Source organism: Janthinobacterium sp. GW822-FHT07H10, from assembly GCF_058798675.1.
In genome coordinates this window covers 110,573-123,980 of the sequence record NZ_JBXAKS010000008.1, presented here as the reverse complement: position 1 = coordinate 123,980, position 13,408 = coordinate 110,573, and the positions used below count along the sequence as shown (strand labels likewise).

The following is a 13,408-nucleotide window of genomic DNA, read 5'->3' as shown; positions in this document are numbered from 1 at the left end:
TTTTCAACATAACTAAAATACAGGTGGAGACAAGATGGACAGATTGATAGCAGCGGGCATTCCCACGCCCCGGCAAAACACACGCTTGACCCTGAAGGCCACGGTGGCCGCGCTGGCCGGCGCCGGCCTGCTGAGCAGTGCTTCCGTCTGGGCGCAGCAGGCGCCAGCCGCGGCGCCCCCGGCGACAGAAGAGGCGGAGGCGGCAGCGGCGGCACCCGCGCAGGCGGCAGCCGACAATGCCGGCATCGCCGTCGTCGCCGTCACGGGCGTACGCCGCGCCGCCCAAAGCGCGCAGACGATCAAGAAGAACAACGACCAGGTGGTCGACTCCATCGTCGCCGATGAAATCGGCAAGTTCCCCGACAAGAACGTGGCCGAAATCCTCGGCCGCGTGACGGGCGTGCAGATCCGCCGCGAAGGCGGCGAAGCCGGTTCCGTCATCATCCGCGGCCTGCCCGGCGTGGTGACCCTGCTGAATGGCCGCGAGATGTTTACCTCGGTGGGCCGCAGCCTGTACCTGGCCGACATTCCGACGGCCATGCTGCAGCGCGTGGACGTCTACAAGTCGCAGGGCGCCGACATGGTCGAAGGCGGCACGGCCGGCGTCATCGACGTGCGCACCAACCGCCCGTTCGACTTCAAGGGCTTCACGGCATCGGGCAATGTGCGCGCCGAGCACCGCGACAAGTCCGGCTCGACGGACCCCAACGTCAGCGGCATGGTCTCGAACCGCTGGAAAACCCCGTACGGCGAATTCGGCGCCCTGCTCGGCCTGTCCTACCAGCGCAGCAAATACTATGACGAGACGATCTGGAACGCCGAACCGGTCAAGCGCGCGGAAGCGGGCAACATCACGGGCCCCGATTCCGTCGGCATGATCCCCACCGTGGGCGACCGCAAGCGCTACGCGGCGAATGCGGCCTTCCAGTGGCGCCCGAACTCGCAGGTGGAAGTGTATGCGGAAGGCATGTCGACCCTGATCAAGCACGCGTTCGACAGCCAGTTCTTCGTCGGCTCGCTGCCCTGGGGCCAGGACCCGGACATCACGCTGATCCCCGGCACCAACCAGGCAGCCACGGTGGGCAAGATCGACGGCCCATGGTCGCCATTCACGCTCGGCTCGACGCAGGCGCGGCGCGACCGTTCGATCGGTTCGCAGGGCGCCGTCGGCGCGCGCTGGGACATCACGCCGCAGCTGCGCGCCACCACGGAACTGGCGCGCACGGTGAGCAACTTCGAGCGCGAATTCCCCATCCTCGACTTCCTCGCGCATCCGACCAGCGTCATCGGCAGCACGAACGTGAACGGCGGTGCGCAGATCAGCTACCCCGGCTACAACATGGCCGATCCGAAGAACTACACCCTGCTCGGCTTCTACGATAACCACAGCCACGACGAGGGCAGTTCCACCGATTGGCGCGGCGACGTCACCTACGACATGGAGAGCGCCGGCTTCTTCCGCGAATTCTCGGCCGGCGTGCGCGTGGCCAGGCGCAAGGCCGAATCGATCCGCGAAAAGAACGTGCAGGGCGGCCTGACGTCGATCATGACTGCCGACGCCATTCCCGGCCTGGCGTGCACCTCGCACGACAACACGGGCAATTTCGGCCTGCAAAGCTGGATCACGCCGTGCCGCGACTTCATGCTCAATAACACGGCCGCCCTGCGCCAGTTATTCACGGGCAGCAGCGCACGCAGCCCGGACGATCCGCTGACGCACTTCCAGGACGTGGAAAAAACCAGCGCCATCTATGGCAAGGCGCGCATCGGCTTCGACCTGGGCCAGGTACCCGTCGATGGCACGCTCGGCGTGCGCGTGGTGCAGACCAAGCAGGACTTGCAGGGCAATTCCTCGCAAAACGGCGTCATCTCGCCCGTGCGCGTGCAGACTTCCGACACGGATGTCCTGCCCAGCATGACCCTGAAAGCCATGCTGCGCCAGGACCTGATCGGCCGCATCACGGCAGGCAAGGCCATCCAGCGCGCCAACTTCGCCGACTTCAATCCGGGCGTGACCCTGAGCCAGAGCCTGGACATGGTGCGCCCGACCGGCGGCGGCGGCAACCCGGATCTGAAACCGGTGGAAGGCAAGAACCTCGATGCGGCGCTGGAATGGTATTTCGCGCAGACGGGCTCCGTCACGGCCACCGTGTTCCGCCACAACTTCAAGAACTACATCCTGTCCGGTTCGGCCAAGGAAACGTATGGCGGCATCGAATACGACATCACGCGTCCGCGCAACACGTCGAAGGGCCATCTGCAGGGCATGGAGATGGCATACCAGCAGTTCTACGACAAGCTGCCGGGCTGGATGAGCGGCCTGGGCCTGCAGGCGAACGCCACCTACATGACGGGCGAACTGGAAGAGATCGACGGCAGCGCGCATCCGTTCACGGGCATGTCGAAGTGGTCGGCCAACATCGTCGGCCTGTACGAGCAGGGTCCATGGTCGGCGCGCCTGGCCTACAGCTGGCGCGACAAGTATGTCGATGACTACAACTACCGCGGCAAGGGCATCCATCTGACCGTGGCGCCGACGAAGACCCTGGACGCGTCGATCTCGTACAAGATCAACCCGAACACCACGGTGACCCTGGACGCCAACAACCTGCTCGACTCGACCTACCACGACTACCATGACTCGCCGGAATATGTGCGCGATGTGCGCCGCTATGACAAGGTCGTAGGCCTGTCCTTGCGCTGGAGCTACTAGCGGACACCTGAGCTGACCGGCTGCGCGGCGCGCTTTGCGCCCGGCGATGCTCGCGGCCTTAAAATGCCGCCGCGCTTCCCGGCCGCACCTCGCTGCCGCTCGCGATGGTTTTGTCAGGCGTCGAAACGTCGTTGAAAGTCATCATGCTTCTTCCTTGCGAGGGTTTTCAGCGCCAGCCGGCAACGGTTGGCGTTTTTTTGCCTTGTGGAATCTCTTCGCCATAGGAATTGATTTGGCGCAAGATGATGCCGCCGGGGACTTTTATGCTGTCAGTTCGACTATCGAACCCGGCGGGGACAACATGCGCGATGTACGGCACGTCGATGCACAATTATTTCAGCCCGACATACCCGGACGGCTCGACATGCGCACGGCGGCGCTGGTCGAGCATGCGCTGGCCCTGCAGGAAATGGCCGGCACGGGCGCCGCCGCCCTGTTCCTGCATTGCCATGACGTGCCCCTGTCCACCGCCTTGCGCGTGCTGACGACGGGGCCGCGCCGGCGTCCGGCCGGGCCGCACCTGTTCGCCCGCCTGCGCCCCCGCACGGGTGCCCGGCGCAGGGCTTGCCGCTACCGGCGCGCTGACGAATCCTGTACCATCGGCGCACCCTATTGACTTGAGGCACGGCGATGCAGGCAGCGACACCCCACGACCCCTATGCGGCACTGATGGCCCTGATCAAGGCGCGCTTTGCGGAACTGAGTCCGCAATTCCAGGCGGGCGCGCGCTACCTGGCCGACCACCCCGACGAGGTGGCCGTGTCGTCGATGCGCAGCATCGCCACGCGCGCCCAGGTGCAGTCGGCCGCCCTGGTGCGCCTGGCGCAGCAGCTGGGCTTTGCCGGCTGGCCAGAACTGAAAGCCATCTTTGTCGAGCGCCTGCGCGCCGGCTCCGGCGGATATGCGGAAAAGGCAAACGCGCTGGCCGGCAAGGAAGGCGACCTGGTCACCGAGGTATTTGCCGCGCAGCAGCGCAACCTGGCCGCCACGGAAAGCGCCAACCATGCCGCCCTGGATGCGGCCGCCGGCCTGCTGCAGGCGGCGCCGCGCGTGCACGTGGCCGGCTTTCGCGCCGCCCATCCCATCGCCTATACCCTGCATTACCTGTACCGTTTGCTGCGCCCCAGCGTGCAGTTGCTGAGCGGCCAGGGCGGCACGCTGGAAATGGACCTGCGCGCCCTGCAGGCCGGCGAAGCGGTGGTCGTCGTCAGCTTCGCGCCGTATTCGAGCGAAGCGCTGCTGGTGGCGCAGGCGGCGCGCCAGGCCGGCTGCACGGTGGTCGCCATCAGCGACAGCGCCATGTCGCCGCTGGCCATGCGGGCCGACGCCAGCATCGTCATCGCCGTCGACAGCCCCTCATTCTTCCCCTCCATCGTGGCCGGCATCGCCGCCGTGGAAAGCCTGGCCGAGCTGCTGGTGGCGCGCGCGGGTCACGACGCCGTGCACTCCATCGGCGCCGCCGAGGCCCAGCTGCGGGCGCTGGGCGCGTATGCGCAAGCGCATAAAACACCAAATGATGTAAATTAAAGACAGAAACATCAAACGTTGCAATGCGGCGTGGCACATCCTATAATCGCCCTCTCCCCTTTCCGATAAGAAAGCGATGCCATGAGCCATGTCTTCCACCGCAGCCTGTATGCCAGCTATCCCCTCGCCGTGGGCGGCGACGGCCCCTACCTGATCGACGCCGGCGGCAAGCGCTATCTCGACGCCTGCGGCGGCGCGGCCGTCTCCTGCCTCGGCCATTCGGATGCGGCCGTGATCGCGGCCGTGCAACACCAGGTTGCAACCATGGCGTATGCGCACAGCGCGTTTTTCACCACCGAGCCGATGGAACAGCTGGCCGATTTCCTCGTCGCCAGGGCGCCGGCCGGCATCGACAGCGTCTACTTTGTCTCGGGCGGCTCGGAAGCGGTGGAAAGCGCGCTCAAAATGGCGCGCCAGTATTTCGTCGAACAGGGGCAGCCGCAACGGCGCCACGTCATCGCGCGCCGCCAGAGCTATCACGGCAACACGCTGGGCGCGCTGGCCACGGGCGGCAACGCCTGGCGTCGCCAGCAATTCGAACCGTTGCTGATCGGCGTCACCCACGTCTCGCCGTGCTATGCGTACCGCGACCAGCAAGCGCAGGAGACCGATGGCGACTACGTGGCGCGCCTGGGCCGGGAGCTGGAAGACAATATCGCCGCGCTGGGCGCGGAGAACGTCATGGCCTTCATCGCCGAACCCGTGGTCGGCGCCACGGCCGGCGCCCTGCCCGCAGTACGCGGCTACTTCCAGCGCATGCGCGACATTTGCCAGCGCCACGGCATCCTCCTGATCCTCGATGAAGTCATGTGCGGCATGGGCCGCACGGGCAGCCTGTTCGCCTGCGAGCAGGAAGGCGTGACGGCCGACCTGATCTGCGTCGCCAAGGGCCTGGGCGCCGGCTACCAGCCCATCGGCGCCGTGCTGGTGTCGCATGCCATCCGCGACACCCTGCGCGCCGGCACGGGTTTCTTCCAGCACGGCCACACCTACATCGGCCACGCCACCGCCTGCGCCGCCGCGCTGGCCGTGCAGCAACAGATCGAGGACCGCGATTTACTGGACAATGTGCGCGCCATGGGCCAGCTGCTGCAAGAACGCCTGCGCCAGCGCTTCGGCGAGCACCCGCACGTGGGCGACATCCGCGGCCGCGGCCTGTTCCTGGGCCTGGAACTGGTGCAGGAACGGACCGGCAAGCGGCCGTTCGAGCCGGCCCGGCGCCTGCATGCGCGCATCAAGACTCAAGCCATGCAGGCGGGGCTGATGTGCTACCCGATGGGTGGCACCATTGACGGCCTGCACGGCGACCACATCCTGCTGGCGCCGCCCTACATCATCGACGCCCGCCATGTCGATGAAATCGTCGACAGGCTGGGCCTGGCCATCGATGCCTGCCTGATGCCATAGCGGCGGCAAGGCATTTCCAGAAAGGGGCGCAAGACGCCGCAGGCAGTGCCGTCAAGGCAGGGCCAGCGGCGTCTTTTGTTCATTCCTTGTCAATATGAATTGACTTATCCGAAACAATCGTTTTAAATCAGGAAGTTACTCAAAATCAATCTAGTTGCGCATTCACCCCCAGCGATGCTGAATGCCGCGACGCCGCATTCTCACGCCAAGGTATATGGAACTGCTCGACTCCCTGCGTCAGCCCCTGCTGCAAGACGACAATATCAGCGAGCACTACGAAGTGCGCCGCTTGCTGGGCGAAGGTGGTTTTGGCCATGTATTCGAAGCCTGGGATAGCAAGCTGTGCCGCAGCGTGGCCCTGAAGCGCCTGAAGCCGCAAGCCGATGTGCTGCATCCGCAAAAACTGATCAATGAAGCGCGCCTGGCCGCCTCGCTCAAGCATGCCGCCTTCGTGCGCATCTTCGCCATCGAGGGCCAAGGCACGGGCCAGTCCATCATCATGGAGCTGGTCGAAGGCCAGACCCTGGGCCAGTTCATGCATGGCGGCACGGCCAGCCTGGCAGCGGCGCTCGACATCGCCTACCAGATCGCCGACGCGATGGACGAGGCGCATGCCATGGATCTCGTGCATGGCGACCTGAAACCGTCGAACCTGATGCTCGAGGCCGATGGCAAGGTGCGCATCCTCGACTTTGGCCTGGCGCGCCACATCGATCCGCAAGCCACGCAAACGACCACCCTGTGCGACTTGCAGGGCACCATCGCCTACATGGCGCCCGAGCGCCTGATGGGCCGCCTGCCCGACACGCGCGGCGACGTGTATGCGCTGGGCGCCATGCTGTACGAAATGCTGGCGGGCCAGCGCCACTTTGCGCACCTGAACGGCCTGGCACTGGCCGCCGCCCACATGCAGGCGACGGCGCCGTGGCCCGCGCTGCCGGATACGGTGCCGCCCGCCATCGACGCCCTCGTGCGCGCGATGACGGCGCACGACCCTTCCGAACGCCCACGCACCATGCGCGACGTGCGCGAGGCCATCGGCGCGCAGCGCGGCGAACTGGCTGCGCCGGCCGCATCCGCATCCGCGTCCGTGCCTGAGTCCGAGTCCGCACCGGCACAGGAGGATGCGCCGTCCACCATCGCCATCCACCTGCCCGTGCCGCGCAAGCGCACCGTGCAGTGGGGCGCCGGCGTGGCGCTGCTGGCCGTGCTGGCGGGGTGGCAGCTGCCCAAGGCAATTCCCGCCATCAAGTCGTTCATCACGGGAGAGAAAGCGCCCGCGCCGTATTCGGAAATGGCCAGCATGGCGGCCGGGATGGAGGCCATGCGCGCCTTTGACCAGGAAAGTGCGCAGAAGCAGGCGATCGGGCATTTCAGCACCATCCTCAAGCACAATCCGGAGCATGCCGCTGCGAATGCCGGCCTGTCGCTGGCCTACACCTTGCGCTATATCGGTAGCGGCCGCGATGAAACCTGGCTGCAACGCGCGGATATCGCCGCGAAGCAGGCGCTGGCGGCTGACGATCAACTGGCGCTGGCCCATGTGGCGCAAGCCTGGGTCCTCGAACACCAGGGCAAGCAGCCGCAAGCCTTGCAGGAAATCACGGCGGCATTGAACCTGGAACCGAACAATCGGCTGGGCATGTACGGCAAGGCTCGCCTGCTCGCCCATGCACAACAGTTCGACCTGGCGCGCGAATTGCTGGACAGGGCCATCGCGCGCTATCCGCACGACCGTCCTTTCATTTCGATGCTGGGCAGGATTAATTACAACAAGGGCAACTACGCGGAAGCTGAAAGACTGTTTCGGCAAGCCATACAGCTCGACACGCACGTGGCCAATGCGTACGCACAGCTGAGCGCCACCCTGGAGCGCCTGAACCGCAGTGAGGAAGCCCTGCAAGTGCTGCAGCAAGGGTTGCAGGTGCATCCCGACTGGGAACTGTATACCAACCTGGGCAATGCCTTGTTTAACCGGGGCGACTATCTGGGAGCCATGCAGGCATTTAAAAATGCCGTCTCGGAAAACAAAGGCAATCCGGGCAATTACCTGCTCTGGGCCAACCTGGGCGACTCTCAGCGCTGGGTTCCCGGCCAGGTCGAACTATCGCGCGACTCCTACCGTCGTGCAATCGCCCTGATCAAAGTCATTCTGCAGCGCTCTCCGGACGATCCGAAAATCAATTCGCGACTGGCGCTCTACTCTGCCTATGCGGGCTCGCAAGACGATGCGCTCAAGCACGTGGCGCAAGCCGTCCTGCTGGCGCACACCCTGCCAGACATCCATTTCAGGGCAGCGCTGACCTATGAGCTGATAGGCAGGCGCAACGAAGCGCTGGCAGCCTTGAGCCAGGCGATAGAGCGCGGCTACCCCCTCAACCTGATCGAATCCGCACCCGATCTGTTGACATTACGGCGAGATGCTCGCTACCAAAAGCTCCTTATTGACATGGAAAGAAATCAGAAAACATGACGTATGAAAAACCCTGGATGAAGTTATCTGTCCACTTCGATGCAGACCAAATCACCAACCAGCTCGACTATGCGTTTACTTCCTGCGACGGCAGCGCCGACCCGCGCCACGGCCCGTACATGGGCGGCGTGCACTTCCAGCAAGGCCAGCACGTCTACCTGGAAGTCAATTGCTGCGGTACCAAGGCGAGTGGCTTTACCAGCTTCCAGATCGTCGATTGCTGCCTCATCAGCGTGCCCCAGCTGACCCAGATCGGCCCCGATGTTCCCACCCGCTACTCGCTGCCTTCGCCCTTCCTGCAGGCGGTCGGCGCCACCTATCAGGTGCCGCTGGATTTCGAATCCCACTTGCTGCCGCCAGACCCTGCCCTGCCCGACCTGCGCCGCATCCGCCAGGAATGGAAACACAACCTGGACGTCGGTCAGAGCAAGGGCCGCTGGGAACTCTCGTTCGTACTGACCGTGCGCATCATTCGTGGCGAACAGGACTTGCCGGAATTGCGCGTCTTCAGTTTTGACCCGGAAGCATCGGTGGGCGGCTCCGTCGAGATGTAATCGCTGCGCTCGCCGGCGGGCAGCTTGCCCCGGCCGGATCAACTGCAGTTTCCAGGCCGCACCGACCTCTGTCGGCGCGGCTTTTTCACATCCGCACGCAATACGTCGCCCCGGCGGCCGAAAGCGGTAAAATGACGGCCTTGGACTCAAGCCTCGCCCACGGGCCCGGACTTGAGCGCGCACAGCACCACCCACAGCCCGGCAGGCATGCGTTTCCCTGCCGCCGGACCAACGACAAAGAACACATGACCACCGTCCCAAAAGAAATCAACGCCGCCGCGGCAAAGAAAAATACGGCTGAAAAGCTCACGCCCATGATGCAACAATATTTGGGCATCAAGGAAAACCACCCGACGATGCTGGTTTTCTACCGCATGGGGGATTTCTACGAGTTGTTTTTCGAGGATGCGGAAAAAGCCTCGCGCCTGCTGGGCATTACCCTGACGGCGCGCGGCGTGGCCAGCGGCAATCCCATCAAGATGTGCGGCGTGCCGTTTCACTCGCTCGACGGCTACCTGGCCAAGCTGGTCAAGCTGGGCGAGTCGGTGGCCATTTGCGAACAGATCGGCGACCCGGCCACCAGCAAGGGTCCCGTCGAGCGCAAGGTCATGCGCGTGGTCACGCCCGGTACCCTGACGGATGCGGACTTGCTGCCGGAAAAGGCCGAGCGCCCGCTGCTGGCCATGTGCAGCATCACGCAGCGCAAGACGGTCACCACAGGCCTGGCCTGGCTGTCGCTGGCCAGCGGCGCCCTGAAACTGATGGAGTTTTCCGGCGACAGCGCCACCGTGGCCGTGCGATTGCAGCAGGAGCTCGAGCGCATCGTGCCGGCGGAAATCCTGAGCGGCGACAATGGCAACCTGTTCGATGACTACGCGGGCACGCATATCAACCGCGTGCCGGACTGGCATTTCGACGTGGTAGGCGGCCACAAGGCCCTGCTCGACCAGCTGGGCGTGGCGACACTCACGGGTTTTGGCGCCGATGGCCTCGGCGCCGCGTTTGGCGCGGCCGGCGCCCTGCTGCGCTATGCGCAATCGACGCAGGGACGCGGCTTGCAGCACGTGCGCTCGCTGACGACGGAAACGGAAAGCGAATTCATCGGCCTGGACGCGGCCACGCGACGCAACCTGGAATTGACGGAAACCATCCGCGGCCAGGAATCGCCCACCTTGTTTTCCCTGCTCGACCATTGCCGCACGGCCATGGGTTCGCGCATGCTGCGCCACTGGCTGCACCACGCGCGGCGCGACCAGAACGTGGCGCGCGCGCGCCATGAAGCGATCGCCGCGCTGGCGCAGAGCGAAGCGGCGGGGCCATTGGCCGCCACCCTGGCGCAAGTGCCCGATATCGAACGCATCACCACGCGCATCGCGCTGCTGTCGGCGCGTCCGCGCGACCTGGCAGCCCTGCGCGACGGCTTGCTGCAACTGCCGGCCCTGCGCGGCGACGTGGTCCGCTGCTATGGCCCTGGCCAGGGCGGCGAAACCGGCTTGCTGGCCGCCATCCACGCGGCGCTGGCGACGCCTGCCGCCTGCCTGGACTTGCTGGTGCGCGCCGTGGCGCAGGAACCGGCGGCCATGGTGCGCGACGGCGGCGTCTTCGCCACCGGCTTTGATGCCGAGCTCGACGAACTGCGCGCACTGTCGGAAAACGCGGGCCAGTTCCTGCTCGACCTGGAAACGCGCGAACGCGCGCGCACGGGCATCGCCAACCTGCGCGTCGAATACAACAAGGTGCACGGCTTCTATATTGAAGTCACGCACGGCCAGACGGACAAGGTGCCGGACGACTACCGCCGCCGCCAGACCCTGAAGAACGCCGAGCGCTACATCACGCCCGAACTGAAAGTGTTCGAAGACAAGGCCCTGTCGGCGCAGGACAAGGCCCTGGTGCGCGAAAAGCTGCTGTACGACCTGCTGCTGGCCGAGCTGGCGCCGCACATCGGGACTTTGCAGACGATTGCGCAGGGCCTGGCCCAGCTCGACACCCTGAATGCGCTGACGGAGCACGCGCAGCAGCACAACTGGGCCGCGCCGCAACTGGTCGACGAACCGTGCATCAACATCGTCGAAGGCCGCCACCCGGTGGTGGAAAAGCAGATCGAACGCTTCATCGCCAACGACTGCCGCTTCGTCAACGAGCGCCGTTTGCTGCTGATTACCGGTCCGAACATGGGCGGTAAATCGACCTTCATGCGCCAGGTGGCCCTGATCACGCTGCTGGCCTACGTGGGCAGCTATGTGCCGGCCGCTTCCGCCACCATCGGCCCCATCGACCGCATCTTCACGCGTATCGGCGCCACCGACGACCTGGCGGGCGGACGCTCGACCTTCATGGTGGAAATGACGGAATCGGCCGCCATCCTGAATGGCGCCACCGAACACTCGCTGGTGCTGATGGATGAAGTGGGCCGCGGCACCTCGACCTTCGACGGCCTGGCCCTGGCGTGGGCCATCGCGCGCCATTTGATCGACACCAGCCGCAGTTTCACCCTGTTTGCCACGCATTACTTTGAGCTGACACAACTGCCGGACAGTCATCCGAGCGCCGCCAACGTGCATCTGTCCGCCGTCGAGCACAAGGACAGCATCGTCTTCCTGCACGCCGTGCAGGCGGGACCGGCTTCGCAAAGCTACGGCTTGCAGGTGGCGCAGCTGGCCGGCGTGCCGCAACCCGTGATCAAGGCCGCGCGCAAGCACCTGGCGCGCCTGGAAGCGCAGGCGCTCGACGCCACGCCGCAGCGCGACCTGTTCGCCCTGCCGTCAGCCGATCCGTATGCGCAGGAAGAGGAAGAAGAGGCGGCGCCGCTGGCGGCGCTGAACGCGGCGCAGCAAGCCTTGCTCGACGCCATCGCCGACCTCGATCCGGATGCGCTCACGCCGCGCGATGCGCTGGAGCAGCTGTATCAGTTGAAACGGCTGGCTGCCGCATGACCATCCTGCGGCGCCGCATCGTTCGCCTGCCCCTGTTGGCGGCCGGCCTGCTGGCCGCCTGCCTGCAGGGGCAGGTGGCGCTTGCCGCCCCGGGCGACCAGGCCGGCTTCGAATTTGCCGTGCTCGGTCATTCCTTCAAGGCGGGGCCGGACGATGGCCCCCTGAAAAAAGCCATCGCCGACACGAGCGCCTTCAATGCCTCCTTCGTCGTGGCGACGGGCATCAAGGCGGCCAGCGAATCGTGCAGCGACAAGCTGTATGGCCAGCGCAAGGACTTGCTCGACGCCAGCGGACCGCCGCTGATCGTCTCGCTGTCAGCCAGCGACTGGGCCAACTGCCGCAATTCGCGCGGCCGCATCAACGCCATCGAGCGCCTGAACCGCTTGCGCGACGTGTATTTTGCCGACGACCAGAGCCTGGGCCAGCGCAAGCTGACCCTGTCGCGGCTGTCATCGACGGCGAAGTTCCGCAGCTATGCGGAAAATGCCCACTGGGAATACGGCGGCGTGCTGTTTGCCACCGTGAACCTGCCGGCGAATAACAACCATTTCTTGCCGGAAGCGGGCCGCAACAGCGAGTTCGAGGACCGCCTGGTGGCCAACCGCTCGTGGCTGCAACGGCTGTTCGCCATGGCGCAGCGCAAGCAACTGGACGGCATCGTCCTGTTCTCGGACGGCGACGTGGGCGTGCTCGATGAAGACGACAATTCGCTGCTGCCCAGCTTTAGTTCGAAGCAGGATGGCTTTGCCAGCCCGCGCAAACAGATCCGCACCCTGGCCAAAAAATTCAGCGGCAAGGTCTTGCTGGTCGATACACGGACGGAAGGCGAAGCGGACAACAAGGAAGGCAAGGCCAGGAAGGCCGCCGCCAGGGCCGGCGGGCCGAAAATCAGCTGGAAAGGCAACCTCGGCCACGTCAGCATCGACAACGACTGGGCCGCCATCGCCGTACGGCCCGGCAAGACGCCCTTCTTTGAGGTGCGTCAACGTGCTGTCAGGCCATCGGCCCAGGCACGCGCCAGGGCATCGACGCTGCGCCGATAAGATAAAGGCCGGCACGCAGCCAGCCTTCATCTATCCAACAACAGGCGTCACGCCCAACAAACGTCACGACGCCTGACAAAACCGTCGCGAGCAGCTGCGCGGCGTGGCCGAGAAGCGCAACCGTACTGGAGTACGGTGAGCATCGCCGGCCGCAAAGCGCGCCGCGCAGCAGGTCTGGTCAGGTGTTAGTGGATTGGGTGAGTGCGGAAGTGATCGCCGTCTTCGCCTTCATCATCTTCGTCGCCATGATCATGGCCGTGTGCGCCATGCACGTGGCCATGGGCGATTTCTTCGTCGGTGGCTTCGCGTACGTCAGCGACGGTCAGCGAGAAGCGCAGCGCGATGCCGGCCAGTGGATGGTTACCATCGAGCACGACTTTGTCGTCGGCGATATCGGTGACCGTGAAGATCATCGCTTCTTCGTCCGGCGAATCGCTTTCCGGCATGCCTTCGAACTGCATGCCCACTTCCAGCGGCTCAGGCAGGCGATTGCGCGGCTCTACCTTGACCAGGGCTGGATCGTATTCACCGAAAGCATCATCCGGTTCGATCTGGATCGTGTTGGAATAGCCGACTTCCTTGCCGTCGAGCTCTTCTTCGATCTTCGGCAGGGTGTTTTCATAATCACCATGCAGGTAGACCATAGGCTGGCGGCCGTCTTCGATCAGATTGTCTTGCGCGTCTGACAGTTTGTAGTTGACAGTCACGACCGTATTCTTGGCAATCTTCATTATGCTTCCTTTCATTGTATAAGC

The 13,408-nt window shown here is 64.8% G+C and carries 9 protein-coding genes; 8 read left to right on the top strand and 1 reads right to left on the bottom strand.

The annotated features are described in order from the left end of the window. The first annotated feature begins 34 nt into the window (after positions 1-34). From AC1RDJ_RS18760 to AC1RDJ_RS18725, 8 genes are all read left to right on the top strand, one after another. Positions 35-2,713, top strand: a complete 2,679-nt coding sequence (locus AC1RDJ_RS18760; RefSeq protein ID WP_493028368.1) for a TonB-dependent receptor — start codon at positions 35-37, stop codon at positions 2,711-2,713. A 301-nt stretch (positions 2,714-3,014) separates the two neighbouring features. Continuing rightward, positions 3,015-3,329 (top strand): hypothetical protein, encoded by a 315-nt coding sequence (locus tag AC1RDJ_RS18755; protein ID WP_493028367.1) that lies wholly within the window; start codon positions 3,015-3,017, stop codon positions 3,327-3,329. 14 nt (positions 3,330-3,343) lie between these two features. After that, entirely contained in the window at positions 3,344-4,240 is an 897-nt protein-coding gene (locus AC1RDJ_RS18750) for a MurR/RpiR family transcriptional regulator (RefSeq protein WP_493028366.1), read from the top strand. Positions 4,241-4,321: 81 nt separating this feature from the next. Further along, positions 4,322-5,647: an aspartate aminotransferase family protein gene (locus AC1RDJ_RS18745; RefSeq protein ID WP_493028365.1), complete on the top strand. Its 1,326-nt coding sequence runs from the start codon at positions 4,322-4,324 to the stop codon at positions 5,645-5,647. A 214-nt stretch (positions 5,648-5,861) separates the two neighbouring features. Then, positions 5,862-8,120, top strand: coding sequence for a protein kinase domain-containing protein (locus AC1RDJ_RS18740; RefSeq protein ID WP_493028364.1), 2,259 nt, complete (start codon positions 5,862-5,864; stop codon positions 8,118-8,120). A 17-nt stretch (positions 8,121-8,137) separates the two neighbouring features. Next, complete coding sequence (locus tag AC1RDJ_RS18735; RefSeq protein WP_156894696.1) at positions 8,138-8,674, top strand: hypothetical protein; 537 nt, start codon at positions 8,138-8,140, stop codon at positions 8,672-8,674. Positions 8,675-8,919: 245 nt separating this feature from the next. Continuing rightward, entirely contained in the window at positions 8,920-11,610 is a 2,691-nt protein-coding gene (gene mutS / locus AC1RDJ_RS18730) for a DNA mismatch repair protein MutS (protein ID WP_493028363.1), read from the top strand. Continuing rightward, positions 11,607-12,653, top strand: coding sequence for a hypothetical protein (locus AC1RDJ_RS18725; RefSeq protein ID WP_493028362.1), 1,047 nt, complete (start codon positions 11,607-11,609; stop codon positions 12,651-12,653). The genes mutS and AC1RDJ_RS18725 overlap by 4 nt, the downstream gene beginning before the upstream one ends. 185 nt (positions 12,654-12,838) lie before the next feature. Here the strand turns inward: AC1RDJ_RS18725 and AC1RDJ_RS18720 are convergent, their stop codons facing one another. Beyond that, positions 12,839-13,384, bottom strand: coding sequence for an FKBP-type peptidyl-prolyl cis-trans isomerase (locus AC1RDJ_RS18720; RefSeq protein ID WP_071322490.1), 546 nt, complete (start codon positions 13,382-13,384; stop codon positions 12,839-12,841). Positions 13,385-13,408 lie beyond the last annotated feature (24 nt).